Source organism: Pollutimonas bauzanensis (assembly GCF_900129885.1).
GTDB classification, from domain to species: Bacteria; Pseudomonadota; Gammaproteobacteria; order Burkholderiales; family Burkholderiaceae_B; genus Pollutimonas; species Pollutimonas bauzanensis.
Genome location: NZ_FQXE01000005.1, coordinates 171837 through 197218, shown reverse-complemented (window position 1 = coordinate 197218; position 25382 = coordinate 171837). Strand labels below are relative to the sequence as shown.

The window sequence follows — 25382 nt, the reverse complement described above, 5'->3', positions numbered from 1 at the left end:
CTCTATAGACGGGGAACAATCCTATGCCACAAGCTTAGGCGCCGCGGGCGCCGGAGGCCATTCGTCTAAGAGTCATTCGCCGGAGGCAGTGTGACTAGGCGGCTAGGCATAAATGGCTAGTCGCGGGGTTGCGGCCATAGGCCTAAAGGGTGAGGAGGCGGCCGGCGAGCAGCTGCGCCAGATAGTCGCCGAAGCCGCCGCTGGCCCGGGCGTCGCGGCGGGCGCTGGTGCGCACCCTGGGCCTGGCGCTCCAGGCTATCTGGATATTGGCCCGCAGCAGCGCGTCGACCAGGGCCTGGTCTTCGCTGCAGGCCAGGGGCGGAAACCCGCCGGCCTGCCGGTAGGCCCAGGCGCTCACGCCCAGGTTGGCGCCATGCACATGCCGGTGCCCGTCGGCATCCCGGTATGCCGCCTCGAAGCCCTCGCGCAGCAGCTGCGCGTCCGGGCCGTAGAGGTGCCAGTCCTCGACCGTGACCGTGCCGCAGACCGCATGCGCCTTCAGCGAAAGCTGCGCCTGTATCCACCTGCGCGACACGCGCGTGTCGGCGTCGGTGAAGGCCAGCCAGCGCGCGCCGGCGGACAATAAATGCATGGCGCCCAGCGCGCGGGCGATGCCCACGTTGCGGGCGCGGCACTCCAGGACGGTCACCGGGTAGCGGCCGGCGATGCGCAAGGAACTATCGTCGCAGCAATCCAGGACCACGGCGATGGCCACGCTCTCGCCGCGCAGCGCCGGATGCGCGGCCGCAGCGAGCACCGACTCCAGGCAAGGCGCCATGCGCTCTTCTTCATTGTGGACCGGGATGCATACGCCTATCATGCCGCCATCCCCGCGCCGCCGCGGATGGCGCCCTTGCGCCAGACCTCCAGCAGGAAATCCGCCTCGGAATGCCGCGCCAGGCGCCCGAGCGGGGCGCGCGCCTGGAAGGCCGCATGGATAGCGGCATTGCTTTGCAGCCGGTCATGGAACGGGTGGCGCCAATGGCAGGCCGCCAGGTCGCCGCCCGCCGCCAGCGACGCCTCGCACAGCGCGGCCAGTTTCGCCAGCCCGGCCGCATCGAGGTAATAAGCCAGCTCGCTGATTATGATCAGGTCGAATTTGCCGGCGGCGTCCGGGGGCCACTCGCCGGGCATGGCGCGGCGCTCGATCCGCACATTCCCGCTTGCGGCTAGCCTGCCGCGCGCCAGCGACACCGCCGCGGCCGAATAATCGCAGGCGAGCACCTCGGCGCTGCGATCGGCCAGGCATAGCGTCAGGTCGCCGGCGCCGCAGCCCGGCTCGAAGGCGCGCCGATAATGCTGGCGCGGCAAGGCCGCCATCAGGAGCGCGCGCTTGCGCTGCTCGTACCAGGAGCTGCGGACTTTCCACGGGTCGGGATCGGCGTGGTAGAGCTTGTCGAAGTAGCCGGCATTCATGGCTTCACAGCTCCCATAGCGTCTGCGGCGCCTCTAGCACCTGCCTGCCATGGATGGCCTGATCATGTTCCGCATGGCTTTGCCGGACGAAAACCGGCAGGTCCGCCATCAGCCGCGCGTAGGCCGCATCGCGGCATAAGGGGCCCGCGCCCAATCCCCGGGACGCGCGCTCCATCACATCATGCGCCGCCGCCTCGACCGCCAGGCGCGCGCGAAACACCTGCAGCTTGCAGGAGTCCAGGGGATGGGCGTCGATCTCCCCCGCCGCCTGCCGCAAGACCTGCGCGGCGCCCCAGACGGCCGCGTCCACCGCGCCCAGATGCGCGAGGCGATAAGGGTCGCCATGCCGGCTGCCATGGCGCAGGTAGCCGGCGATGCGCGCCATGGCGCCATACCAGCAGGCCGCTATGCCCGCCGCCCCGTGCCAGAAGCCCGGCCGGCCGGTGTATTCGCCGGCAAGCCCGACCAGCGTCCCTTGCGCATCATCGAAAAGCACATCCACGCTGCCCGAGTCGCGCATTCCCACGGCCTGCCAGCCCTCCTGGGTAACGCTGACGCCGGGCTGGTCCATCGCGACGGCCAGCAGGCATTGCCGGTCTTGCCCGTCGCGCGCGCTGACCAGCGCATGCGTCACGGCCTGCGCGCCGGAACACCACGATTTGCGCCCGCCGACGCGGACCCTCTGGCCGGCTTTGCACAGAGGCGGCGTGGGCATGTCGAAAATCCGCAGTTGCGCGTCTGGCATCTCCGCGCACCATACCGCCCATATTGAATCCGTGGAAAAAGGCGCGCCGCCCAGCTCGGCCAGGATGGCCAGCGCATCGGTATGGCCTTCGTACAGCTTGGCCAGGGTAAGGTCGTGCGCCGCCACCTGCGCCAGGGCGCGCCACCGGTCCAGGGTATGGCCGGCTCCCGGCAAAGGCAGGCGGTCCAGGCCAGCGTCGACAAGGCGGCGCAATACCGGACCGGGATCGCCGGCGGGCGAGTCCGCCAGCACGTCGCCCAGCCCGTGGCCCGTCGATTCCCCCGCGCTGCCGGCCGCGCGCTTCGGCATTCTTTCGCCTCTCATACCAGAGTCCTATTTGGCTAATTCGAATACTCACCTTCGGCGCCTGGGCGCGCCATACAAACAGGACACTAGACGGCTGGCGGATCCGTCTCGCGGGCGAAATGCCTGTGCCTGCCCAATTCCTTTATGAATTCGGCCACCGTGCCGCCGTCGGCCTTGTCCGCCGTAAGCAGTCCCGGCTGATCTTGCGCATCCGCGGCGATGCCGGCCGCCTCGAGCAATGCCGTGGCGCCGCCTAGCGCCAGTATGGTCTTGCAGTGGCGGAACTGGTCCTGCATGAATTCCCGCGCCCTGCCGTCGGACACCAGGGTGGCGATGGCCTCGCTGCCGTCGGGCACCGCCACGCCGTCGAACAAGACGCCGGGCTGATTCTCGATCGAGGCATCGGCATCCACCCATTTGCCGTCCGAGGTCTCGAACGGCCCAATGCGCGGCCCCACCAGCCGCACTACGGCGCCGGCCGCCTGCAAGGCGTCGGCCAGGGTCCATACCGAGGGGCCGTCTATGCCGTCGGCCACCAGAATCGCGATCTTGCGCGTCCGTATGCCACCATCGCCCGGCCGCGCCGTCAGCGACAGCGCCGGCGACACCGTCACTTCCGGCTTGGGAGGATCGGGCATGGCCCTGGGCATGGCCGGCGGCAGTTCCATGCCCAGGCCTTGCGCCACGGTGGCCGCAAGCTCTTCGGAAGCGTTGCGCAGCATCGACACGATGCGCTGGCGGATGGCTGGCACGGTGACCTTGCTCAGCTCGAAGCGGAAGGCGTCCGCGATATGCTTTTTCTCGCTGTCGGTCTGGCTGGCATAGAACAAAGTGGCCTGGGCATAGTGCTCGGCGAATTTCTCCGGCTTGCCGCGCACTTCGTCCTGCACGACAGGCTCGGGAAAGGACACGAAGCCCGCCGTGCCTGCCTGGAACGGACAGCCGCCCGCCAGGGAATTGGGCTCGTAGGCAACCTTGCCCCGGTGTATGGCCTGGCGGTGCATGCCGTCGCGCTGGTTGTTCTGCACCGGGGCCAGCGGGGCGTTGATCGGCAATTCATGGAAGTTCGGCCCGCCAAGCCGGGTGATCTGCGTATCGATATAAGAATGGATGCGCCCCGCCAGCAAGGGGTCATTGGTGAAATCGATGCCGGGCACGACATGCGCGGCACAGAACGCCACCTGCTCGGTCTCGGCGAAAAAATTGTCCGGATTGCGGTTGAGCACCAGGCGCCCCACCGGCACGACCGGCACCAGTTCTTCGGGCACTATCTTGGTGGCATCCAGCACGTCGAAGCTGAAGGCGTCGGCCTGTTCCTCGGTAAAGGTCTGTATGCCCAGCTCCCATTCGGGATAATCCCCCGCTTCGATGGCTTCCCAGAGATCGCGGCGGTTGAAATCGGGATCGGCGCCGGATATCTTGACCGCTTCGTCCCACACCAGGGAATGGGTGCCCAGCACCGGATTCCAGTGGAATTTGACGAAGACGGACTGGCCCCGCTCATTCACCAGGCGGAAGGTATGCACGCCAAACCCCTGCATCATGCGAAAGCTGCGCGGAATCGCCCGGTCCGACATCTGCCACATCAGCATGTGGGTGGATTCCGGCGTCAGCGACACGAAATCCCAGTAGGTGTCGTGGGCCGAGGCGGCCTGCGGCATGGCGTGATGCGGCTCGGGCTTGACCGCATGCACCAGGTCGGGGAATTTCATGGCGTCCTGGATGAAGAAAACCGGCATGTTGTTGCCGACCAGGTCCCAATTGCCCTCGTCCGTGTAGAATTTGACCGCGAAGCCGCGCACATCGCGCGCGGTATCTTTCGAGCCGCGCTCGCCCGCCACCGTGGAAAAGCGCAGGAATACCGGCGTGATCTTGCCTTTTTCGGCGAACAGCGAAGCGCGCGTGAGATCTGTGAGCGGTTCATAGCATTCGAAATAGCCATGCGCCCCCGAGCCCCTCGCGTGGACTACCCGCTCGGGGATGCGCTCATGGTCGAAATGGGTGATTTTTTCGCGCAGAATGAAATCCTTGAGCAGCGCGGGGCCGCGCAAGCCGGCTTTCAAGGAGTTCTGATTGTCCGAAATCTTGACGCCCTGGTTGGTGGTCAGGGGCTGGTCTTGCGCGTCGGCCCGCACGCGTTGCAGCGAACCTATCGTCGCATTGACGCCGGCGGCCGCCTCTTCGCCATACTTTTCGGTCCGGTTCTTCTCCGACAGGGTGCTGCCGGTGGCCTCGCGCGAAGGCGCCTGCACCACCGCCCCGGGCTGCGGAGCCAGCGCGTTCTCGTAGCCATGCTCGGCCGCCTTGGTGGGGTTGTAGGGCATTGCGGCCGACATGTCGCCCACATCGGCGGCCTTGGCGACGGCGGCCTTTTCCTTCTCCTTTTTCGCGGGGCGCGGCGGCGCGGTGGCGGGCCCGCTGTCGGTATTGCCAAAAGCGCTGTCCACCGCGACCGGCTTGCGCGGCGGGGGTTGCTGAGGTTTCTTGGGCGTTGCCATGGATGTCTCCTTGTCGTTGGGGCTCTCGCTCGGTAGCGTGCGAGGTCTCCTTCAGCAAACGGCATGCCAGGCCCGCGCGCCCCTGGATGCCCGCGGCCCGGATCAACATTTGCTTACAACGCCCCCGCCCTTATCACGCGAAAATCAGCGGCGGGGAGCACCGGACCGGGCGATACCGCGACCCGGACACGACCCGCGAGGAGCTTATATTCATGCAAGCTGGCAGCCTGATGTTGTTGGCATTGGTCTATCTGACGGCCGGCGTCGTGTCGGTGCCCATAGCCAAGCGGCTGGGCCTGGGCTCGGTATTGGGCTATCTGATGGCCGGCGCCGTCATCGGCCCCTTCGCCCTGCATCTGGTGGGGGATCAGACCGGCGTCATGCACTTTGCCGAATTCGGCGTCGTCATCATGCTGTTTCTTATCGGGCTGGAAGTGCGCCCCGCCATGCTATGGAAGCTGCGCGGAGTATTCTTCGGCCTGGGCGGCAGCCAGGTGCTGGCCACGGGCCTCGCCCTGGCGGGCGCCGGCCTGGCCTGCGGGCTGGACTGGCGCAGCGCCGTCGCGCTGGGCTTCATCCTGGCGCTGTCATCGACCGCCATCGTGCTGCAGACCTTCGAGGAAAAAGGCCTGATGCACACCGCCGCCGGCTCGGCGGCTTTCGGCATCCTGCTGTTCCAGGATGTTTCCACCATACCGATGTTCGCCGCCCTGCCGCTGCTCACCATGGGCAGCGGCGCCGCGCCGGCGCCCGAACATGGCATACTGGCGGGCTTTCCCGCCTGGATGCAGGCCCTGGCCATTCTTGCCGCGGTGATGCTGATCATCGTCGCGGGCCGCTATCTGACCCGCCCGGCCTTCCGCTTTATCGCCGCGACGCGCTCGCGCGAGATTTTCACCGCCTCGGCGCTGTTGCTGGTGATCGCCGTGGCCCTGTTGATGGAAGCCGTCGGCCTTTCGCCCGCGCTGGGCGCCTTCCTGGCCGGCGTGGTGCTGGCCGACAGCGAATTCAGGCGCGAACTGGAAGGCGATATCGAACCCTTCCGCGGGCTGCTGCTGGGCTTGTTTTTTATATCGATAGGCGCCAGCATAGACCTGAGGCTGGCCCTTGCGCAGCCCCTGCTGCTCGCCGCGTTCGTCATCGGCCTGATGGCCATCAAGACGGTAGTCATCTATATCGTCGCCCGCGTGTTCCATGTGGAAGGCCGCGCGGCGGTGCTCACCGCCGTGGCGCTCGCCCAGGGCGGTGAATTCGCCTTCGTGCTGCTGGGCATCGCCGCGGCCTCGGGCATCATCCCGGCCGGGATTTCGGCGCTGACGACCGCCACCGTGGCGATCTCCATGGCGCTCACGCCGCTCACGCTGCTCGGCTACAAGCGCTGGTGTTCGCGCGGCCTGTCGTCCGCGCCCGAACCGGGCAACGATGCCTTCGACCAGCGCCCCGACGCCATCGTCGCCGGATTCGGGCGCTTTGGCCAGATCGCCGCCCGGCTGCTGATCGTCAATGGCTTCAAGACATCGACCCTCGATTCCAGCGCCGAGCAGGTGGAGCTGGTGCGCCGCTTCGGCCGGCGGGTGTACTACGGCGACGCCACCCGGCTGGACTTGCTGCGGGCCGCCGGCGCCGCCGATGCGCGGCTGTTGATCGTCGCCATCGACGACAGGGACCAGGCCGAAAAACTGGTCGAGATAGCCGCGCGGCACTTCCCCAACCTGAAAATCTTCGCCCGGGCCTACGACAGGCGCCACGCCTACCGCCTGCTGGACAAAGGCGCCCATGTGGTCGAACGCGAAACCTTCGAGGCGGGCCTCACTTTGGGCGCCGAGGCGCTCAAGGCCCTGGGTTTCAGGGACAGCCAGGCGGCGCGCGCGGCGCGGCTGTTCCGCCGCCATGATGAAAACATGTTCCAGTCGCTGGCCCAGGTCTGGGGCGACGAGGAACGCTTCATTGTCGCCAGCAGGGAAAGCAGCGAACGCATGAATGAGCTGCTGGCGGCCGACATGCAAAGCATGCTGCGCGAACCCGACGCCGAGCAGCGATAGCCCCGGGGGGGCGCCCTCAGGACATGGGGTTGGGCGCCGGGACCGGGCTATCGGGCAGGGGAATGAATTCCGCGTTGTCCAGGCCAGGCAGGGGAATGCGCCCGGCCACCCAGTCGGCCTTGGCCTGCTCGATGCGCTCCTTGCGCGAGGAAACGAAATTCCACCAGATATGGCGCGGGCCGAGCGCTTCGCCGCCCAGCAGCATCAGGCGGCTGGCCTGCAGGGCCCTGAGCGTAGGCGCGGCGCCGGGCGCGAACACCAGCATCTGGCCGGAATGATAGCTCAGGCCCTCGACTTCAATGCCGCCCAGGGCCACATACACCGCCCGCTCGGCATAGCCGTCGGGCAGCGCCATGCGCGCGCCGGCCTGCAATTCGGCGTGCACGTAGAACAGCGGTGAGTGCACTTTCGCCGGGCTGCGCACGCCAAAGGCGCTGCCCGCGATCACGCGCAGGCTCAGGCCGGCGTCGACGACGGCGGGCAGGATGTCGGCCGCGTAATGGTCGAAAGCGGGAGCGTCTTCCTCGTTCGATTCGGGCACGGCCACCCAGGCCTGGATGCCGTCGATGCGGCCGCCCTGCGCGCGCATGCCATCGAAGCGCTCGGAATGCGAGATGCCGGCGCCGGCGGTCATCCAGTTCAATGCGCCCGGCAGTATCACCTGCTCCACGCCCAGGCTGTCGCGATGCGTCATCTGGCCATCGAACAGATAAGTGACGGTCGACAGGCCTATATGCGGATGCGGCCGCACGTCGGCTCCCCCGGGTATGGGTGCGGGAAACTCGAATGGCCCCATGCGGTCAAAGAAAATGAAGGGGCCCACCATGCGTCGCTTGCGGAAAGGCAGCACGCGCCCCACTTCGAATCCACCCAGATCGTGGCAGCGTGTTTCAATGACGAGGTCCAGCATAGTCGGTCTCCGGAATCGAAGGCCATGGGCCTTCCAGGGGTCTCAGGCCCGTGCCTTGCTGAATGGGCCAACGGGCCGACAGGCGTGCTATCGGCCTTGCGTGAAACGATAACACCACAATCGACAGGCAGGAAGCGAACCATGAGCAAACGCCACCATACCGATGAAACGCCGCCCTTGACGCAAACTCCGGCCTGGAAAGCGCTCCAGGCGCATCACCAGGCGGTGCGCGGGCTGCACCTGCGCGAGCTGTTCGCCGATGATCCGACGCGCGGGGAACGCTTCGCCGCGCAGGCCTGCGGCTTCTACCTCGACTATTCCAAGAACCGCATCACCACCGAAACCATACAGCTGCTCATACAACTGGCCAGCGCCTGCCATTTGCGCGAACGGATCGAAGCCATGTTCACAGGGCAGAAGATCAATGTCACCGAGCAGCGCGCGGTGCTGCACACCGCCCTGCGCGCGCCTGAAGGCGAACGAATCCTGGTCGATGGCAAGGACGTCGTGCCCGAAGTGCACGCCATGCTGGCCAGGATGGCCGATTTCACGCGCCAGGTCCAGGGCGGGCAATGGCGCGGCCATACCGGGCTGCCCATACGCAATATCGTCAATATCGGCATAGGCGGCTCGGACCTCGGCCCCGTCATGGCTTACGAGGCGCTGCGCCACTACAGCCAGCGCAAGCTGAACCTGCGCTTCATATCCAACGTCGACGCCACGGACTTTGCCGAGGCGACGCGCGGCTGCCGGCCGGAGGAAACCCTGTTCATCGTCTGCTCCAAGACGTTCAAGACACTCGAAACATTGACCAACGCCCGGACGGCGCGCGACTGGATACTGCGCGAAATGGGCGGCGAACGGGCCATCTCGCGGCATTTCGTCGCCGTCTCGACCAACGCCGAAGGCGTGGCGGCGTTCGGCATCGACGCCCGGCACATGTTCGGCCTGTGGGACTGGGATGGCGGCCGCTATTCGATGGATTCGGCCATAGGACTGTCCACCATGCTGGCCATCGGCCCCGAGCACTTCCATGCCATGCTGGGCGGCTTTCGCGCCATGGACCAGCATTTCCGCAGCGCGCCGTTCGAATACAACCTGCCGGTCCTGATGGGGCTGCTGAGCATCTGGTACAACAATTTCTTCGACGCCCAGACCGCGGCGGTGCTGCCTTACGACCAATACCTCAAGCGTTTTCCCGCTTATCTGCAGCAACTGACGATGGAAAGCAATGGCAAACACGTTACGCTGGACGGGGCCGAAGTGGATTACCAGACCGGACCCGTCTACTGGGGCGAGCCGGGCACCAACGGCCAGCACTCTTTCTATCAGCTCATTCATCAAGGCACCCGCCTGATTCCTTGCGACTTCATCGGCTTCTGCCAGCCCTTGAACCCCATGGGCCGCCACCACGACCTGCTGATGGCCAACCTGTTCGCCCAGACCGAGGCGCTGGCTTTCGGCAAGACGCGGCAGGAGGTCCTGGCCGAGGGAACGCCGGCCTGGCTGGCGCCGCAGCGCATGTTCGAAGGAAACCGGCCCACCAACACCCTGCTTGCGCAGCGGCTGACGCCGGAAGCCCTGGGCAGCCTGGTGGCCCTTTATGAACACAGCGTGTTCACGCAAGGCGCCATCTGGCAAATCGACTCCTTCGACCAGTGGGGCGTAGAGCTGGGCAAGACGCTCGCGGAGCGGACCATCCCCGAGCTGGAAAGCGTCCAGGAGCCTGCGCTGGAACACGACAGCTCGACCAACGCCCTGATCCGCCGCTATCGCCAGTACCGCCGCCAGGCCGGGGCGTCCTGACGCGGCCCGCCTGCCCTTGAGGCGGGCCGTATTCCGGTATGATGACTGGCTATGCTTCCTGTAAACGCCACTATTTTCCTCGACGAGCGCGAAATCGAATTCACCATGATCCGCGCCCAGGGCGCGGGCGGCCAGAACGTGAACAAGGTGTCCAGCGCGGTCCATCTGCGTTTCGATATCGACCGCTCGTCCCTGCCCGAGGAATGCAAGGCCTCTTTGCATGCGCTGTCGGACCGGCGCCTGTCCAAGGATGGGGTCATCGTGATCAAGGCGCAATCGTTCCGCAGCCAGGAAAAAAACCGCGCCGACGCGATAGAGCGCCTTTTGGCATTGATACGCGGGGCCTTGCAGGAGCGCGCGCTGCGCAAGCCCACGCGCCCTACCCGTGCCTCGCAGCGGCGGCGGGTGCAGCGCAAGACCCTGCATGGCGAAGTCAAGCGCCTGCGGGCGAAAGTCGGCGATTTCCATGGCTGAGGGCGTGGCCGCGGCGGAGGATGATGCGGCCGTCCTGGCGGCCACCAGACATTGGCTGGTGCGCGCCGTCATCGGGCTCAATCTGTGCCCCTTCGCCAAGAGCGTCTATATGAAGGAGCAGATCCGCTACGTGGTCAGCCGGGCGCAATCCGACCAGGAGGTGCTCGATGAACTCGCGGCGGAATTGCTTTACCTGGCCGGCGCCGATCCGGCGCTGGTCGATACCAGCCTGCTGATCCTGCCCCGGGCCCTGCCCGACTTTGCGGACTATAACGACTTGCTGCCGCGCGCCCAGCGCGCCGTCAAGCGCGCGCGCCTGAACGGCGTGCTGCAGATAGCCGGCTTCCATCCGCGCTATCAATTCAGCGGCAGCGCCCCCGATGACATCGAAAACCACAGCAACCGGTCGCCGTATCCTATACTGCATTTGCTGCGCGAGGACAGCATAGCGCGCGGCGTGCAGGCGTTTCCCGACGCGGCCGCCATCTACGAGCGCAACCAGCAGACGCTGCGCCGCCTCGGCCATGAAGGCTGGCGCCAGTGGATGGACGCGCCGGCCGGCAACTGAAGCGCCTGCGGCCCGGCCCGCAACTTGCTGCTGAGCAGCGCCCTTTCCGACCGCTACTGGGAGTCCGAGTTCCATGACTATCGCACAAGACGACCAACGTCAGCCCGCCGCCGCGGCGGTGCTGGACCCCGAAGAACTGCGCAGGATGGACGCGTACTGGCGCGCCTGCAATTATCTTTGCGCCGGAATGATATACCTGCGCGACAATCCCCTGCTCAAAGAGCCCCTGCGTCCCGAACACATCAAGAACCGGCTGCTTGGCCACTGGGGGTCCGATCCGGGCCAGACATTCACGTGGGTGCATTTGAATCGCGTCATCCGCAAATACGACCTGGACATGATCTATATTTCCGGGCCGGGGCATGGCGCGCCGGCGGTGATCTCGAATTGCTACCTGGAGGGCGGCTACTCGGAAATCTATCCGGAAAAAAGCCAGGATGAAACCGGCATGCTCGGGCTCTTCCGGGCTTTCTCCTTCCCCGGCCAGCTCGGGAGCCACTGCACGCCCGAAGTGCCCGGCTCCATACACGAAGGCGGCGAACTGGGCTATAGCGTATCGCATGCCTTCGGAGCCGCATTCGACAACCCCGGATTGATAGTCAGCGTGGTCGTCGGCGACGGCGAAGCCGAAACGGGCCCGCTGGCGACATCATGGCATTCCAACAAATTCCTGAACCCGATACGCGACGGCGCGGTGCTGCCCATCCTGCACTTGAACGGCTACAAGATCGCCAACCCCACGCTGCTGGCGCGCATAGAGCCCGAAGAGCTCGAATACCTGTTCAAGGGATACGGCTGGACGCCTTATGTGGTCGAAGGCGACGACCCGCCATTGATGCATGAGCAGATGGCCGCGGCGCTGGAATCCTGCTTGCGCGACATCCGCGCGATCCAGCGGGAGGCGCGCAACACGGGCGAACCGGGCCGGCCGCGCTGGCCGATGATCATTCTGCGATCGCCCAAGGGATGGACCGGGCCCAAGCAGGTCGATGGACACAAGGTGGAGGATTTCTGGCGTTCCCATCAGGTGCCGGTGAGCGATGCGCAAACCAATCCCGAACATCTGCGGGTCGTCGAGCAGTGGCTGCGCAGCTACCGGCCCGAGGAACTCTTCGACCGGCGCGGCACGCTGCTGGCCGAACTGCGCGAGCTCGCCCCTGGCGGCGAGCGGCGCATGAGCGCCAACCCGCATGCCAACGGCGGCCGGCTGCGTAAGCCGCTGGATCTGCCTGACTTCCGCCGGTACGCGGTGCCGGTGGACAGCCCCGCGACCACAAAGGCGTCGCCGACCGAAACGCTGGGCCGATACCTGTGCGACGTCATGCGGCAGAACATGCAGAACTTCCGCCTGTTCAGTCCCGACGAGAACGCCTCGAACCGGCTGCAGGATGTGTATCGCGCCAGTCCCAAGACCTGGCTGGCGCGCATCAAGCCGGAGGACGCCGACGGCACGCAGATCGCCCCGGACGGCCGGGTCATGGAAATGCTCAGCGAACATACGCTCGAGGGATGGCTGGAAGGCTATATCCTGACGGGCCGCCACGGCCTGTTCAATACCTACGAGGCGTTTGTCCACATCATCGACTCCATGTACAACCAGCATGCCAAATGGCTGGAGAAATCCAAGCTGGAGACCCGTTGGCGCCTTCCGGTGTCATCGCTCAACATCCTGATTTCGTCGGTCGTATGGCGCCAGGACCACAATGGCTTTACCCACCAGGACCCCGGTTTCCTCGACCTGGTCAGCAACAAAAGCGCGGAAATCACCCGCATCTACCTGCCGCCGGACGCGAACTGCCTGCTCAGCGTCGCGGACCACTGCCTGCGCAGCACCGACTATGTGAATGTGATCGTGGCCGACAAGCAGCCCCATCTCGCCTACCTGGACATGCAGGACGCCATCGTCCATTGCGCCAAGGGCATAGGCATCTGGCCCTGGGTCGGCAACGATGCGGGATGCGAGCCGGACGTCGTCATGGCGAGCGCCGGCGACATCCTGACGCAGGAGGCGCTGGCGGCGGTGGCGATTCTGCGCGAGCATCTTCCAGATTTGAAGATCCGCTACGTCAATGTGGTCGACCTGTACCGGCTCCAGCCCGACACCGAGCATCCGCACGGCTTGTCGGATGCCGATTTCGACTCGCTCTTCACCAAAGACAAGCCGGTCATTTTCAATTTCCACGGCTATCCCTGGCTGATCCACAAGTTCACCTACCGCAGGACCAATCACAGCAACATCCATGTGCGCGGCTATAAGGAAAAAGGCAATATCGACACCCCGCTGGAACTGGCGATCCAGAACCAGGTCGACCGCTACAACCTGGCGATCGACGTCATCAACCGCGTTCCCAGGCTCCAGGATAGCGCGGCGCACCTCAAGGAATGGCTCAAGCGGCAAATCATAGAAAGCGTCGCCTATGCCTACAGCGAAGGCATGGACAGGCCCGAAATCCGCGACTGGCAATGGCCGCAATTCCCCGGTTCAATCGATGCGCAAGGGCAGGACTGAATAGCCGCCGGCCGGATAAACGGCGTTGACCGGCGGTTTTCCAGGCAGCAGGGCGATATTGGCGGATTTCCCGAGCAGTTCTTCGATGATGGTGCGCAATTCCAGGCGCGCCAGCGGCGCGCCCGGACAGGCATGTATCCCGGCCCCGTAGAGCAGGTTCTGCGCGGGATCGCGGTCCAGCCGGACTTCGTCCGGGTCGCCGAAAATCGTTTCATCGCGATTGGCCGATGCCCAGATAATGGAGATGCGCTCGCCCGCCGCGAGTTCGCGCCCGCCGATGGTCACCGGCCTGGTGCTCACCCGGCGGTTGGCGATGAGCGGCGCCCGCCTGCGCAATATTTCATCGATGGCCGCCGGCAGCAGCGCTGGCTGCTCGCGCAAGCGCCGCTGCAGTTGCGGGTCGGCGGCCAGGCTGTGGGCGACTATGCCCACGCAGGAGGCCATGGTGCTCAGCTCACCCACGGTCCAGTTGCGCAGGATGCTCACGATTTCGTCATCGCCGAGCGCCCTGCCCGCCGCCTTTTCAGCCAGCAGGCCGGTGGTGATATCGGCCGGCGCCTGCGCGCCGGCCCCGCGGCGCATCGCCAGCATTTCCCTGATATAGCCGTCGAATTCGAAGGCTATGGCGGCCATCGCCTCCCTGTCGCGTTCCAGCGTGGCGCGGTGATTCTTCTTTATCCAGAGACGCAGCGGTTCATGCAGCGCCTTGGGCCAGCCGAGATAGGCGCTCTGCATTTCAAGCGCAAAGGCTTGCGCAAAGTCGGCCATCAGTTCGACCTCGCCTCCGCGCGGCAGCGCGTCCACCAGGTCCACGGCGATCCGCCGGCATAGCGGCGCAAAGGCCTGCATGCGTTCCGGGGTGAAATAGGCATCGATGATGCGGCGGTACTCGGCATGCAGAGGCGGATCCATGCCATTGGGCACCGAGAGATGGCTGGATACGGCGCTGCTGAATGTAGCCGGGTCCTGCAGCACCTGCATCACGTCGGCGTGGCGAAACAGCGACCAGCCCAGGTATTCGCTGTGAGCGACCGGACATTTGCGGCGCATCTGGTCGTAAACGGCGATCTGGTCCTCGAGCGCGGCGCCTGCCCTGGGATCCCAATCGGATTCCGGCTTTTCGGGTATAACATTTTTCACGGGAACTTGACCCTGGATTTACATTGACAACGGCAATGACTTGCCCCCCTTTCATAGCTACGGGTCAATATAAACCTTCCAGCCATCAAGCATGCCGGCGCCCGCCGAGCAAAACATGATTCTCGTCAATAATTGCCCAGGTCGGCATTGATAATCATTCCCGGCCGCCCTATGCCGCCCGGGAACGCCGCTACTGCAGCTTGGTGATCTTGGAGCCCTCCACATTCAGGTTCGCCATCAGGCCCTGGTTGGTCATGACGATGACGCTCACCGGCTTGGTGGCGGTGTTCAGGTCCACCATTCCATTGGCGCCCACCTTGATGAGGGCCACCGAGGCATCGACGCCGGCGGTCCATCCTTTGCTGCTGGTGAATTTGTCGAGCGCTTGCTGGGTCATGAACAGGAAGATGATGGCCTTGGACTGCGCCCCGATCTGCAGCCCGAAGGACCCCGTGACCGTGCTGTAATAATCGACGGTCTTGCCGTTGACGCGCAAGGCCCCTTCGCCATATTCGCCGCCGACGACGAAACCGGCGGCCAGGACGGACGGGAAGACCAATACGCCGCGCGCTTTGTTGACCAGCTCGTGCGAGCCGGAGACCGTGCTGTAAAGCCTGTCCAGCGTGGCATTCACGCTATCGTCTATTTCCCGCTTCTTGTCGGCGCCCTTGGGGCTGCTCGACAGCGGCGTCGTGCTGCAGCCTGACAGCAGCAGCATCGCGGCCCCCAGCGACATGGCCGATCTGGCCAGAAATTCGCGTTTTTGCATAGTCTTCTCCTGAGACAACATTCAAGTAAATCGGTCAGAGCGCGGCGGGCAGTGACGGCCCGGCCGGCCCCTATCCCCTAGTGCAACAAGGCAATCAGAATAATGATGGGAATGGGCACTCCGAGGAAAAATAAAAGTAATGAACGCATATCCACCTCCTGTTTTCTTGTGATTGGCCGCCGGCGCGCGCCGGCGGTGCTCGTGCTCAAAATCGATTACCAGCTGTCGCCGGCAGCCCCCACCACATCGCGCTGACGGCCTCCGTAGACGGCGGCGAGGCTGGCGAAAAAGGCGCCGCACAGCAGCGCCACGAAGGTCCACAAGGCGGTCTGCGCGGCGGCCTTGCGGGCCGCATCGGCCGCTTCCCTGGCCGATGCCTGGAGGTCCTGCATGGTTTTGGCGGTTTTCCCGAACACATCGGTGACGCGTTGCTCCGCCTCGGCCTGGCTCAGGCCGCTGCGCTGCGCCACCAGCTTGCTTAAATAGGTCTTGTCTTCAGGCTCAAGGCTGCCGCTGCGCAAGCTGCTGAGGAAAATCGTCGCGGCTTCGCCGCGGGCGTCGCCCTCTTCCCCGCCGGGCGCGGCATCGGAGCGAAACAGCGTATCGATGAAATAATCCAGCTGGCCCTCGGCGGCCTGCCCGTCGCCCGCGGCGCTGGCCATGCCTGCCGTTGCGGCCGTCGCCGCGCCCGCGGCCGCGCTGCCCGCCATCTTCGCCCCGCCGCCGATTATCCCGGTCAGCGCGGACCCCAGAAAAGCCGCGGTGACCAGGGTGGCGACAGCCCAGCTGAGCATGCCGTGGGCGGTGTCGCGGAAATAGACTTCATCGCGATTCACATCGGCCCATTTGACCCGCAGCCGTCCGGCCAGGTATCCGCCCATGGCGGAGGCGATGATTTGCGTGAAGGCCAGCCAGACTATCGTCGAGATGCCGATGGCGGCGGCGCTGGCGCCGCTGGAGGACCATGGCGAGACGGCCGACAGCCCCAGGCCCACCCCGAGTATCAGCAAAATGAGAGAGAGCGCCGCGGCCGCGGCCGCTCCTGCGAAGATCGCCGCCCACGAAGTGCCGGAAGTATTCATGTCGGGATCCGGAGATCCGCCCGACTCGTACGACGCCAGCCCTATGATTTGTTCTTCTTGCATGAATGACTCCCCAATTAAATCGTTTTTGAACGGGGCGGGCGCCCTGTCGCGCGCCGGATGGCCGCGCCGCCCGCCGGCGTTCCAGCTGACAGCAAGCCGCGTGCCCACGGCCAGGCGCGGCGCGGCCGCCTGTGCCTGTTCATTCAACCTTTCTTCAGGGTTGTGACGCTTGGCATCCGCCTTCGGACCGCGAGGCCGGGAAAACCGCGTCGTTGCTGGTTTCAACCGCCTGTCATGTTACGGACGATTGCATTTGGCCCTGGGGCCGGGGCGCCGGGCGCAGAACCAAGCCGGCCCGCGCCGCTCTTATAGCCAGAGTCCGGTATTTGTGCCGCTCTGCCCTCCAGGCGCACAGGCCTCTGGAGAACTGTTCTGGGAGTCTTTTGACATGAGCAAACCATCACGCATTGCGCTTGCATTATCTTCGTCAGTATTGTGCCTGGGCGTAGCCCTTGCCCCGGCGGCTTTCGCCGCAGGCAGCGCCGCGGCCACCAAAACCACGCACCATAAGAAGTCAGACAAGGCGGGCGCCAAGAAGCCGGCTGCCGCGCCAACGGTAAAAACGCAAAAATAAGGAGTCAATAACCGCGCCCGCGCGCCACGACCCCGCTCAGCGGCTCGCCGCGCAGGTAGCGGTTGATGTTGCCGGCCACCTGCGCAATGGATGCTTCGCGCAGGCTGGCCGCCGCGACATGCGGGGTTATCGTGACGCGCGGGTGCTGCCAGAAGGGATGCTCTTGCGGCAAAGGCTCCTGGCAGAAAACATCCAGCGTCGCGCCTTCCAGCCGGCCGGATTCAAGCAGCGCCAGCAGGTCGGCTTCCACCAGATGCTCGCCGCGCCCGACGTTGACCACATGCGCGCCAGGCAGCAACTGCTGCAAGGTATCGCGGCACAGGATGCCGCGGGTCTCATCGGTGAGCGGCAGGGTATTGATCAATACCCTGCTGCGGGCCAGGAATGACGGCAGTTGCCCCCGGCCGGCGAATTTTTCCACGCCGGGCAAATCCTTGCCGCTGCGCGACCATCCCGCCACGGGATAATCCAGCCCCGCCAGAGTCTGCGCGACACGGGCGCCCATCACGCCCATGCCCATCACCCCTACAGGCCAGTCCTTTCTTTGGATATCCGGCAAGGGTTTCCACAGACGCTTTTCCTGCTGGCTTTCATAGTCGCCGAACCGGCGCGATGCGCGCAGCAGCGCGTACGCGGCATATTCGGCCATTTGCACGGCCATGCCGGCGTCCTCCAGGCGCACCACCCGCAAGGCCTCCGTAAAGCCCGGCAGCTTGAACAAGGCATCGACCCCCGCGCCCAGATTAAAGACCGCGCGCAAATCCGTTTCGCGCAGGAATATGTCCGCGGGCGGGTTCCATACCACGGCCAGTTGCGCGCCGATGGACGGGCCGGCATCCACCCAGTTGTGGATCTCGGCTTGCGGAACCAGGGCTTGCAAGGGCGCGATCCAGGACTGCGGGTCGGAATCATGGGCGGAGGCGAAAAGAATCTTCACGGGCGGGCCGATAAAAAAGTGGGAGGCTGTCTTTGATGTATGGTATATGAAAATCTCCACTCTTTGCCAGGAACGCCCATGCCCGCCTTCTCTTCCGCCCAAAGCCGCGATATCAATTACCACTTGCATCCCTACACCAATGCCGTCGCGCACCAGAAAATCGGGCCGCGCATCATCGAGCGCGGCGTAGGCATCTATGTGTACGACGAGCAGGGCAACAAATATCTGGAGGCCATGGCGGGCCTGTGGAGCGTGGCGGTCGGCTTCGGCGAACCGCGCCTGGGCGAGGCTGCCGCCAGGCAAATGCGCAAGCTGCCGTACTACCATACCTTCACGCACAAGTCGCACGCACCTTCCATCGAGCTGGCCGAAAAACTCGTGGGGTACACGCAAGGCCGCATGTCCAGGGCGTTTTTCACCAATTCCGGCTCCGAGGCCAACGATACCGTGGTCAAGCTGGTGTGGTACTACAACAATGCGCTGGGGCGCGCGCAGAAGAAAAAAATCATCGCCCGCCAGCGCGGCTACCACGGCGTAACGGTCGCTTCAGCCAGCCTGACCGGCCTGGCGGCGAACCATCGCGACTTCGATCTGCCCCTGCCGCAGATGAAGCATACAAGCTGCCCCCATTTCTACCGGCAGGGCCGGCCGGGCGAAACCGAAGAGGATTTCGCCACGCGCATGGCGTCCGACCTGGAAGCGCTCATTCTCGAAGAAGGCCCCGAAACCGTCGCCGCATTCATCGGCGAACCCGTCATGGGCGCGGGCGGCGTCATCATCCCGCCGCGCACTTATTGGTCAAAAATCCAGGCCGTGTGCCGCAAATACGATCTGCTGATCATTGCCGACGAAGTCATCACCGGCTTCGGCCGGCTTGGCACCCGCTTCGGCTCCGAAGCCTTCGGCATAGAACCCGACATCATGGTGCTGTCCAAGCAGATCACCTCTTCCTACCAGCCCCTGGCCGCGGTCCTGCTCAGCCCCGAAGTAACCGCGGTCATCGCCGATCACAGCGCCGCCTTGGGCACTTTCGGCCACGGCTACACGACCAGCGGACACCCGGTGGCGGCCGCCGTGGCGATCGAAAACCTGAACATCATCGACGAACGCGGCCTGGTGGAGAACGCCGCCGCAACCGGCGCCATCATGCAAGCCGCCCTGCTCGAACTGGCCGGCCACCCGCTGGTGGGCGAGGTGCGCGGCATGGGCCTGATCGCCGGCGTTGAACTGGTGGCCGACAAGGAAAGCCGGCGGCCCTTCGACCCCTTGGGCGCAACCGGCGCCGCCATCTATGAGCGCGCCCAGGAAAACGGCCTGATCGTGCGCGGCATTCAAGACACCATCGCCTTCTGCCCGCCATTGATCATCACGCCCGATCAGGTCGCGGACATGGTGGCGCTCTTTCGCAAAACACTCGATGAAGTCCACGCCTCCATGCCGGGCTGAAGCGGCGCGGGCGAACACCGCCGACAGCCAATTCCCGGATGCGCTGGTCGCCCGCGACACCGCCGCGGCCCGGCAGGCATTGCAGGAAGACATCCTGGACAGCTTCGGATCCCTGCGGGAAAGCTGAATGTCTCCATGGGCATGGCGTTTGCTATGACACCAAGGTACGCCGGCGCGCGCAAGCGACAGCAAGCGCTCGCCGGCGCCCCAAAATCATTCAGGAGATGTCCATGAAAAAATTCAATCCGGTATTCGGCGCCTTGGCGCTAAGTTTCTGCGCGGCCGCGTTCTCGGTCCAGGCCCAGACCGCCGGCGGTGGCGCGGTAATGAGCAAAGACCAGATCAGCGCCAAATACGACGCCGACATGAAGCGCTGCGACAGCATGAAGGGCAATGACAAGGATGTATGCCAGAAACAGGCCAAGGCAGACCGGGTCAGCCAGAAGGCGGACGCCAAGCAGGCGAAAGACAGCGCCGAGAGCCGCCACGATGCCAACAAAGACAAGATGGACGCGCAATACAAGGTAGCCAAAGAAAAATGCGACGCCATGTCGGGCGACGCCAAGGACCAGTGCATGGCGAACGCCAAGACGCGCTACAACAAATAAGCCGCCGGGGCCTGCGCCCCGTTCCCCATCGGACCTTTAAACAGGCCCGCCCGAACCGGCGGGCCTTCTGCGGAGCATTTCATGAAAGCGCTTACCTACCATGGCGTCAAGGACGTGCGTGTGGAGACAGTGGCCGACCCCGTTCTCGTAGCGGCCGATGATATCCTGCTGCGCGTCACCGCCACCGCGATATGCGGATCGGACCTCCATTTGTACCGCGGCAAGATTCCGCAGATGCAGGCTGGCGATATCATCGGCCATGAATTCATGGGCGTGGTGGAGGACGCGGGTTCCCAGGTCAGCAGCGTGGCGCGCGGCGATCGCATTGTCGTGCCTTTCGTGATCGCTTGCGGACAATGCTATTTCTGCGCCTTGAATTTGTTCGCCGCCTGCGAAACCACCAATGAAGGGCGCGGCGCCATCCTGAACAGGAAAAACATACGCTCCGGCGCCGCCCTGTTCGGCTACAGCCATCTCTACGGCGGCGTGCCGGGCGGCCAGGCTGAATACGTAAGAGTGCCCAAGGCCAATGTCGGCCCCTTCAAGGTGCCGGGTTCCCTGGCCGATGAACGCGTTCTCTTCCTTAGCGACATTCTTCCGACCGGCTACCAGGCCGTGCTCAATGCCGGGGTGGGACCGGGCTCGACGCTCGCCATCTTCGGCGCCGGCCCCGTCGGCCTGATGGCCGCAGCCTGCGCGCGCATGCTGGGCGTGGAAACGATATACATGGTCGACCACCATGACTACCGTCTGCAATTCGCGGCCGCCACCTATGGCGTGATTCCGATCAACTTCGATGAGGGCGATGACGCCGCCGAGACGATCATCGCGCAGACGTCCCGCCGCGGCGTCGATGCCGTGATCGATGCGGTGGGCTTCGAGGCCAAGGGCAGCCCCGCCGAAACCGTGCTGACCACCTTGAAGATCGAAGGCAGCAGCGGCAAAGCCTTGCGCCAGTGCATAGCGGCGGTGCGCCGCGGAGGAGTCATCAGTGTGCCCGGCGTCTATGCCGGCTTCATCCATGCCTTCCTGTTCGGCGACATTTTCGAAAAAGGGCTTATCATAAAGACCGGGCAGACGCATGTGCAGCGTTATCTGCCGGACCTTCTGCGTTTCATCGAAGAAGGCAGGCTGCATCCCGATGTCATCATTTCACACCGCCTGGCGCTGTCGCAGGCGCCCGCGGCCTACCACATGTTCGATCAACAGCACGACGGCTGCCGGAAAGTTGTATTGACACCATGAGCGAGGTGGTGAAAACTCTAGCCTGCGTGTGCCGTTAAGGTTTTTCGGAAATCTCGATGAAATACATAGACTACTATAAAGTCCTAGGCGTCGAACGCGATGCGACGCTGGCCGATATAAAAAAGGCCTATCGCAAGCTGGCTCACAAATATCATCCCGATGTCTCCAAAGGCACCGGCGCCGAAGAAAAATTCAAAGACATCTCCGTCGCCTACGCCACCTTGAAAGATCCCGAAAAACGCGCCGCGTATGACGAACTCGGCCGCCATCCGCAAGGCGAGGAATTCGTCCCGCCGCATCAATGGCAAGAGCATTTCCATGAAAGCGCGGCCGATTTCGCCGACGTGGATCTGGCCGACCTGCTGGCGGCATTCGCGGCGGCTCAGCAATCCGAACGCCGCGGGCGCGCACAGCCTTCCATGCGCGGCCCCGACTACGAAGTCCCGGTTTCCGTGACGCTGGAACAAATCTATAACGGCGCGGAAACCGAAATCACCGTATCCGTGCCGGAATACGACAGCCACGGCCTGCTGCACCGGGTTCCCAAAACCTTCCGGGTGCGCATACCCAAGGGCGCGTCGGACGGCCAGCGCCTGCGCCTGCCCGAGAAGGGCGGCGCCGGCCTGCGCGGCGGCAAGCCCGGCGATCTTTATATCGTCATGAATATCCAGCCGCACAGATTCTACCGGGTCAGCGGCAACGACCTGTACATCGATCTGCCGCTGGCGCCCTGGGAAGCGGCGTTGGGAGCCACGGTCCAGATACCAACGCTGGGCGGCCCGGTGGAAATGACGATTCCGCCGGGCACCGTCGCCGGGCGCAAGCTGCGGCTGGGCAAGCGCGGCCTGCCGGCCGGCAGCGGCGCCCAGGGGGACCTGTACGCGGTCGTGCACATCGCCGTGCCCAAGACCCTGAACGCCCGCGAGCGCGAGCTGTTTTCGCAGCTCGCCGCCGCATCCAGCTTCAATCCCCGCGCGCAACTCAACGCAGGAGCAACGCCATGACCGTGCATATCACTGAAAGCATATGGCTCAACGCGTCCGACATTTGCTCGTTCGAACATCTGGCGCAGGTGTCCGGGCTCGGCGACGACAATCTGCGCGACCTGGTCGAGGCCGGGGTCATCGAGCCATCCAACCAGGATCCGGACAATTATTTCTTTCCCGTAAGCTGCATTGTCATGGCGCGGGCCGCGCGCCGATTGCGCGACGACTTCGAACTCGACCCGCAAGGCTTGGCCCTGGCGGTGAATCTGCTGCGGCGCATCGACAGGCTCGAGGCCGAGCTGCACGGACTGCGCGCCAAGCTCGCGGGCGGCCGCCAAGGCCGAGACTAGCCCTTTCATACCGCAGGCCATGTCCGGCCTGTTCGCAACCCGTACCGGAGCACACCCATGAGCCAATATCAGATCGCAGTCATCGTAGGCAGCCTGCGCAAGGAATCCTTCAACCGCAAACTCGCCAACGCCCTGGCCAGGCTGGGCCCGCAGGATTTTTCATTCAAGCAGCTCGAAATCGGCGACTTGCCTCCCTATAACCAGGACGACGACGCCAACCAGGCGGCGCCCGTGCAGCGGCTCAAAAGCGAAATCTCGGCCTCGCAAGGCCTGCTGTTCGTCACCCCGGAATACAACCGCTCCATTCCGGGCGTATTGAAAAACGCCATCGACAACGCCTCGCGCCCCTATGGGCAAAGCGCCTGGGCGGGCAAACCCGCCGGAGTCATAGGCGCATCGATAGGCGCCGTGGGCACCGCCCTGGCGCAACAGCATTTGCGCAATATCCTTGCCTATCTGGACGTCCCCACCCTGGGCCAGCCCGAAGCCTTCATCCACGTCAAGGAGGGCCTGTTCGACGACAGCGGCGATATCGGCGCTGGCAGCAAGGAATTTCTGCAGGGCTGGATGGACCGCTACGTGGCCTGGGTCAAAAAGCACGCCTGAACAGGCCGGCGCCCGCACCGGGGCATGGTCAGATCTGCTCGAAGCGGTCGAAACGGCGCTCGGTCAGTTCCTCGCGGCTGTTGACTTCGCGAACGCGCGCGCCTGGCGGCCCAACGTGCAGCCATGACAGCATGCGGTCTATCTGGTCGTGCGGGCCTTGCAGCAATGCCTCGACCGAGCCGTCGCCGGCATTGCGCACCCAGCCCGTGATGCCCATCATGTGGGCGTGGCGCACGGTGGCAACGCGAAAGCCCACACCCTGCACCCGGCCGGTGATCTGCACGGCGAGGGTTTCGACGCGGTTGTCGCGGGCAAGCTTCTTCATAGGCTGGCCTCGCTGGCCGGCTCCGGATGCGCGCGCTTCTGCGCCGGCGCCTGGACGCGGTGCAAGTTGAGCGCCGTATTGATGATCCCCACATGGCTGAACGCTTGCGGGAAATTCCCGAGCATGCGGCGCTCCCGCGGGTCGTATTGCTCGGCCAGCAGGCCGACATCGTTGCACAATCCCGCCAGGCGTTCGAACAGGGCGTGGGCATCGTCGTCGCGCCCGAGCAGCACGTACACGTCGGCAAGCCAGAAAGAACATACAAGGAAAGTGCCTTCGCCCGGCGGCAAGCCATCCACTTGCGCTTCGCTGTCGTAGCGCAATAGCAGGCCGTCGCGCATCAGGCGCTTTTCAATGGCGGAGATGGTGCCGAGCACGCGGGGGTCGTCGGGCGGCAGAAAGCCCGTCAGGGCGATTTGCAGGAGGCTGGCATCCACGCCGGTGGAGCCGTAATGCTGCACGAAACTGCCCAGGGCGGGATCATAGGCCTTGCTGCAGACTTCCGCATGGATTTCATCGGCGATGCGCCGGCAATTGTCCGAAAACTCGCGCCCATTCTTCATGGCGCCGGCCACGATGGCAATCCGGTCGAAGGCCACCCAGGCCATGACTTTGGAATGGGTGAAATGCTGCTTTTCCGCGCGGATTTCCCAGATGCCTTCGTCGGGCTCGCGCCAGGCCTTTTCCAGGAACGGCACGATCACCTCGGCAATCGCTTCGATGCGCGGATGCGGCGGCAGATGCCCCTCGATGGCCTGCGCCATGGCGTCGGCCACCTCGCCGAACACGTCCAGCTGAGTCTGGGTGGCCGCCGCGTTGCCTATGCGCACGGGCTGCGAACCTTCGTAGCCGCTGAGCCATGGCAGTTCGTATTCGGGCAGGCGCCGTTCCCCGCCCAGGCCGTACATGATCTGCATTTGATCGGGGTTGCCGGCCACGGACCGCGTCAGCCAGTCGCGCCAGGCCCGCGCCTCCTCGAAGTAACCCAGGCTCATGAAAGCCAGCAGCGTCATGGTGGCATCGCGCAGCCAGCAGTAGCGGTAGTCCCAATTGCGCTGCCCGCCCAGCTTCTCGGGCAATGAGGTGGTGGCCGCCGCGACGATGCCGCCGGTGGGCAGATAGGTCAGCGCCTTGAGCGTCAGCAGCGACCTTTTCACCAGGCCCGTCCACGGGCCGACGTCGGGGCAGCGGCAGGAAAACTCGTGCCAGAAGTATTCGGTTTCCGCCAGGGCGGCTTCGGCGTCGAAGGGCTCGGACACCGGCTCGTGCGAGGGCTGGTGCGACAGCGTGAAGACCTGCCGCTCGCCCTCGGCAATGGTGAAACTGGAGCAGGTGCGCGTGCCCTGCCCCTCCAGGGGCACGGCGCAGCGCAGCACCAGCAGTTCGGGCCCGGCCACGGCGGTCAGCGTCTGGGTGGAATGGGTCTCCACCCAGGGGATGGTCCGGCCGTAATCAAAGCGGATGAGCAAGTCCATGTCGAAATGGACCGTGCCTTTCACCCCCACCACAATGCGCACCAGGCTGGAATGCGTGAAGGTGGAGGGCATGAAGTCGATAAGCGTGGCCACACCCTCGTCGGTCGTGAACGTGGTTTCGAGTATCAGCGTGCCGTCCCGGTAGCTGCGCCGGATGTTCCGCGCCGGCCCGGACGGCGCCATTTTCCAGCGGCCGTTTTCCGGCGTCCCGAGCATGGCGGCAAAGCACGCTCCCGAGTCGAAACGCGGAAAACACAGCCAGTCGATAGAGCCCTCATTGGACACCAGCGCGGCTGTTCGGCAATTTCCAAGCAAGGCGTAATCTTCGATCCTGGCTGTCATAGTCATCCATAAAAGCGGCCGAGGGGCGTTTTTGCCTCGGTGCGGCCCGGCGGTAAAAAAATCGCGCCCTGCGCGGCAGGGCATCCAGACTGGCGAGCAAAGGCAGCACAATTCTTGATTTAAATCATGACGCCGTTTACTCTGTCTTCTAATATAAAGC

23 protein-coding genes are annotated in these 25382 nt (G+C 64.7%); 12 read left to right on the top strand and 11 right to left on the bottom strand.

Annotated elements, in window-relative coordinates:
* Positions 1-142 precede the first annotated feature (142 nt).
* The 4 genes from BUB23_RS11420 to BUB23_RS11405 all read right to left on the bottom strand — a co-directional run bounded on the left by BUB23_RS11420 (position 143) and on the right by BUB23_RS11405 (position 4965).
* Positions 143-820 carry a glycosyltransferase family 2 protein gene (locus tag BUB23_RS11420; protein WP_073103248.1) on the bottom strand — a complete coding sequence of 226 codons (678 nt, stop codon included), beginning with the start codon at positions 818-820 and terminating at the stop codon, positions 143-145.
* Positions 817-1416 carry a class I SAM-dependent methyltransferase gene (locus BUB23_RS11415; protein ID WP_073103247.1) on the bottom strand — a complete coding sequence of 200 codons (600 nt, stop codon included), beginning with the start codon at positions 1414-1416 and terminating at the stop codon, positions 817-819. The genes BUB23_RS11420 and BUB23_RS11415 overlap by 4 nt, the downstream gene beginning before the upstream one ends.
* A gap of 4 nt (positions 1417-1420) precedes the next feature.
* A complete protein-coding gene (locus tag BUB23_RS11410; protein ID WP_073103246.1) occupies positions 1421-2470 on the bottom strand; it encodes an acyl-CoA dehydrogenase family protein in 1050 nt (349 codons plus the stop codon).
* A gap of 83 nt (positions 2471-2553) precedes the next feature.
* Positions 2554-4965: a catalase gene (locus tag BUB23_RS11405; protein WP_073103245.1), complete on the bottom strand. Its 2412-nt coding sequence runs from the start codon at positions 4963-4965 to the stop codon at positions 2554-2556.
* 212 nt (positions 4966-5177) lie between these two features.
* On the opposite strand from BUB23_RS11405, the gene BUB23_RS11400 reads away from it, so the two are divergent.
* Positions 5178-7007, top strand: a complete 1830-nt coding sequence (locus tag BUB23_RS11400) for a monovalent cation:proton antiporter-2 (CPA2) family protein (RefSeq protein ID WP_073103244.1) — start codon at positions 5178-5180, stop codon at positions 7005-7007.
* Between the two features lie 16 nt (positions 7008-7023).
* On the opposite strand, the gene BUB23_RS11395 is transcribed toward BUB23_RS11400, so the two are convergent.
* A complete protein-coding gene (locus BUB23_RS11395) occupies positions 7024-7917 on the bottom strand; it encodes a pirin family protein (RefSeq protein WP_073103243.1) in 894 nt (297 codons plus the stop codon).
* Between the two features lie 141 nt (positions 7918-8058).
* Here BUB23_RS11395 and pgi point away from each other — a divergent pair, with 141 nt between their 5' ends.
* The 4 genes from pgi (at position 8059) to BUB23_RS11375 (ending at position 13274) form a co-directional block, all read left to right on the top strand.
* Positions 8059-9723, top strand: a complete 1665-nt coding sequence (gene pgi / locus BUB23_RS11390; protein WP_073103242.1) for a glucose-6-phosphate isomerase — start codon at positions 8059-8061, stop codon at positions 9721-9723.
* A 51-nt stretch (positions 9724-9774) separates the two neighbouring features.
* Positions 9775-10197 carry an alternative ribosome rescue aminoacyl-tRNA hydrolase ArfB gene (gene arfB / locus BUB23_RS11385; protein WP_073103241.1) on the top strand — a complete coding sequence of 141 codons (423 nt, stop codon included), beginning with the start codon at positions 9775-9777 and terminating at the stop codon, positions 10195-10197.
* On the top strand, positions 10190-10765 hold the full coding sequence (locus BUB23_RS11380) for a DUF1415 domain-containing protein (protein ID WP_073103240.1): 576 nt from the start codon (positions 10190-10192) through the stop codon (positions 10763-10765). Before arfB ends, BUB23_RS11380 begins: the two co-directional genes overlap by 8 nt.
* 73 nt (positions 10766-10838) lie before the next feature.
* Positions 10839-13274 carry a phosphoketolase family protein gene (locus BUB23_RS11375; RefSeq protein ID WP_073103239.1) on the top strand — a complete coding sequence of 812 codons (2436 nt, stop codon included), beginning with the start codon at positions 10839-10841 and terminating at the stop codon, positions 13272-13274.
* On the opposite strand, the gene BUB23_RS11370 is transcribed toward BUB23_RS11375, so the two are convergent.
* The 4 genes from BUB23_RS11370 to BUB23_RS11350 all read right to left on the bottom strand — a co-directional run bounded on the left by BUB23_RS11370 (position 13248) and on the right by BUB23_RS11350 (position 17839).
* The gene (locus BUB23_RS11370) at positions 13248-14414 is read right to left on the bottom strand and encodes a cytochrome P450 (RefSeq protein ID WP_245801240.1); all 1167 of its coding nucleotides are present in this window, start codon (positions 14412-14414) and stop codon (positions 13248-13250) included. The genes BUB23_RS11375 and BUB23_RS11370 overlap by 27 nt on opposite strands.
* A 190-nt stretch (positions 14415-14604) precedes the next feature.
* Positions 14605-15183: a BPSL1445 family SYLF domain-containing lipoprotein gene (locus BUB23_RS11365; protein ID WP_073103238.1), complete on the bottom strand. Its 579-nt coding sequence runs from the start codon at positions 15181-15183 to the stop codon at positions 14605-14607.
* Between the two features lie 215 nt (positions 15184-15398).
* Positions 15399-16328, bottom strand: a complete 930-nt coding sequence (locus BUB23_RS11360) for a hypothetical protein (protein WP_245801239.1) — start codon at positions 16326-16328, stop codon at positions 15399-15401.
* A gap of 578 nt (positions 16329-16906) precedes the next feature.
* On the bottom strand, positions 16907-17839 hold the full coding sequence (locus BUB23_RS11350) for a 2-hydroxyacid dehydrogenase (RefSeq protein WP_073103411.1): 933 nt from the start codon (positions 17837-17839) through the stop codon (positions 16907-16909).
* 78 nt (positions 17840-17917) lie between these two features.
* Here BUB23_RS11350 and BUB23_RS11345 point away from each other — a divergent pair, with 78 nt between their 5' ends.
* The 7 genes from BUB23_RS11345 (at position 17918) to BUB23_RS11320 (ending at position 23080) form a co-directional block, all read left to right on the top strand.
* Positions 17918-19285, top strand: a complete 1368-nt coding sequence (locus tag BUB23_RS11345; RefSeq protein WP_073103236.1) for an aspartate aminotransferase family protein — start codon at positions 17918-17920, stop codon at positions 19283-19285.
* Positions 19257-19412, top strand: coding sequence for a hypothetical protein (locus BUB23_RS27030; RefSeq protein ID WP_178372305.1), 156 nt, complete (start codon positions 19257-19259; stop codon positions 19410-19412). Before BUB23_RS11345 ends, BUB23_RS27030 begins: the two co-directional genes overlap by 29 nt.
* A 103-nt stretch (positions 19413-19515) precedes the next feature.
* Entirely contained in the window at positions 19516-19893 is a 378-nt protein-coding gene (locus BUB23_RS11340) for a hypothetical protein (protein ID WP_073103235.1), read from the top strand.
* Between the two features lie 81 nt (positions 19894-19974).
* Positions 19975-21138 (top strand): zinc-dependent alcohol dehydrogenase, encoded by a 1164-nt coding sequence (locus BUB23_RS11335; RefSeq protein ID WP_073103234.1) that lies wholly within the window; start codon positions 19975-19977, stop codon positions 21136-21138.
* 56 nt (positions 21139-21194) lie between these two features.
* The gene (locus BUB23_RS11330) at positions 21195-22142 is read left to right on the top strand and encodes a DnaJ C-terminal domain-containing protein (protein WP_073103233.1); all 948 of its coding nucleotides are present in this window, start codon (positions 21195-21197) and stop codon (positions 22140-22142) included.
* Positions 22139-22474: a chaperone modulator CbpM gene (locus BUB23_RS11325; protein ID WP_073103232.1), complete on the top strand. Its 336-nt coding sequence runs from the start codon at positions 22139-22141 to the stop codon at positions 22472-22474. Before BUB23_RS11330 ends, BUB23_RS11325 begins: the two co-directional genes overlap by 4 nt.
* Positions 22475-22531: 57 nt before the next feature.
* Positions 22532-23080, top strand: coding sequence for an NADPH-dependent FMN reductase (locus BUB23_RS11320; protein WP_073103231.1), 549 nt, complete (start codon positions 22532-22534; stop codon positions 23078-23080).
* Positions 23081-23108: 28 nt separating this feature from the next.
* On the opposite strand, the gene BUB23_RS11315 is transcribed toward BUB23_RS11320, so the two are convergent.
* Together BUB23_RS11315 and BUB23_RS11310 are read right to left on the bottom strand one after the other, a co-directional pair.
* Complete coding sequence (locus BUB23_RS11315) at positions 23109-23405, bottom strand: acylphosphatase (RefSeq protein WP_073103230.1); 297 nt, start codon at positions 23403-23405, stop codon at positions 23109-23111.
* Positions 23402-25222 carry a glycoside hydrolase family 15 protein gene (locus tag BUB23_RS11310; protein ID WP_073103229.1) on the bottom strand — a complete coding sequence of 607 codons (1821 nt, stop codon included), beginning with the start codon at positions 25220-25222 and terminating at the stop codon, positions 23402-23404. The genes BUB23_RS11315 and BUB23_RS11310 overlap by 4 nt, the downstream gene beginning before the upstream one ends.
* Positions 25223-25382: the final 160 nt, after the last annotated feature.

Excerpts from the sequence above, each read along its gene's own strand:
- BUB23_RS11420 (WP_073103248.1), bottom strand. The coding sequence starts at position 820 with ATGATAGGCGTATGCATCCCGGTCCACAATGAAGAAGAGCGCATGGCG.
- BUB23_RS11415 (WP_073103247.1), bottom strand. The coding sequence starts at position 1,416 with ATGAATGCCGGCTACTTCGACAAGCTCTACCACGCCGATCCCGACCCG.
- BUB23_RS11410 (WP_073103246.1), bottom strand. The coding sequence starts at position 2,470 with ATGCCGAAGCGCGCGGCCGGCAGCGCGGGGGAATCGACGGGCCACGGG.
- BUB23_RS11405 (WP_073103245.1), bottom strand. The coding sequence starts at position 4,965 with ATGGCAACGCCCAAGAAACCTCAGCAACCCCCGCCGCGCAAGCCGGTC.
- BUB23_RS11400 (WP_073103244.1), top strand. The coding sequence starts at position 5,178 with ATGCAAGCTGGCAGCCTGATGTTGTTGGCATTGGTCTATCTGACGGCC.
- BUB23_RS11395 (WP_073103243.1), bottom strand. The coding sequence starts at position 7,917 with ATGCTGGACCTCGTCATTGAAACACGCTGCCACGATCTGGGTGGATTC.
- pgi (WP_073103242.1), top strand. The coding sequence starts at position 8,059 with ATGAGCAAACGCCACCATACCGATGAAACGCCGCCCTTGACGCAAACT.
- arfB (WP_073103241.1), top strand. The coding sequence starts at position 9,775 with ATGCTTCCTGTAAACGCCACTATTTTCCTCGACGAGCGCGAAATCGAA.
- BUB23_RS11380 (WP_073103240.1), top strand. The coding sequence starts at position 10,190 with ATGGCTGAGGGCGTGGCCGCGGCGGAGGATGATGCGGCCGTCCTGGCG.
- BUB23_RS11375 (WP_073103239.1), top strand. The coding sequence starts at position 10,839 with ATGACTATCGCACAAGACGACCAACGTCAGCCCGCCGCCGCGGCGGTG.
- BUB23_RS11365 (WP_073103238.1), bottom strand. The coding sequence starts at position 15,183 with ATGCAAAAACGCGAATTTCTGGCCAGATCGGCCATGTCGCTGGGGGCC.
- BUB23_RS11360 (WP_245801239.1), bottom strand. The coding sequence starts at position 16,328 with ATGCAAGAAGAACAAATCATAGGGCTGGCGTCGTACGAGTCGGGCGGA.
- BUB23_RS11345 (WP_073103236.1), top strand. The coding sequence starts at position 17,918 with ATGCCCGCCTTCTCTTCCGCCCAAAGCCGCGATATCAATTACCACTTG.
- BUB23_RS27030 (WP_178372305.1), top strand. The coding sequence starts at position 19,257 with ATGAAGTCCACGCCTCCATGCCGGGCTGAAGCGGCGCGGGCGAACACC.
- BUB23_RS11340 (WP_073103235.1), top strand. The coding sequence starts at position 19,516 with ATGAAAAAATTCAATCCGGTATTCGGCGCCTTGGCGCTAAGTTTCTGC.
- BUB23_RS11335 (WP_073103234.1), top strand. The coding sequence starts at position 19,975 with ATGAAAGCGCTTACCTACCATGGCGTCAAGGACGTGCGTGTGGAGACA.
- BUB23_RS11330 (WP_073103233.1), top strand. The coding sequence starts at position 21,195 with ATGAAATACATAGACTACTATAAAGTCCTAGGCGTCGAACGCGATGCG.
- BUB23_RS11325 (WP_073103232.1), top strand. The coding sequence starts at position 22,139 with ATGACCGTGCATATCACTGAAAGCATATGGCTCAACGCGTCCGACATT.
- BUB23_RS11320 (WP_073103231.1), top strand. The coding sequence starts at position 22,532 with ATGAGCCAATATCAGATCGCAGTCATCGTAGGCAGCCTGCGCAAGGAA.
- BUB23_RS11315 (WP_073103230.1), bottom strand. The coding sequence starts at position 23,405 with ATGAAGAAGCTTGCCCGCGACAACCGCGTCGAAACCCTCGCCGTGCAG.
- BUB23_RS11310 (WP_073103229.1), bottom strand. The coding sequence starts at position 25,222 with ATGACAGCCAGGATCGAAGATTACGCCTTGCTTGGAAATTGCCGAACA.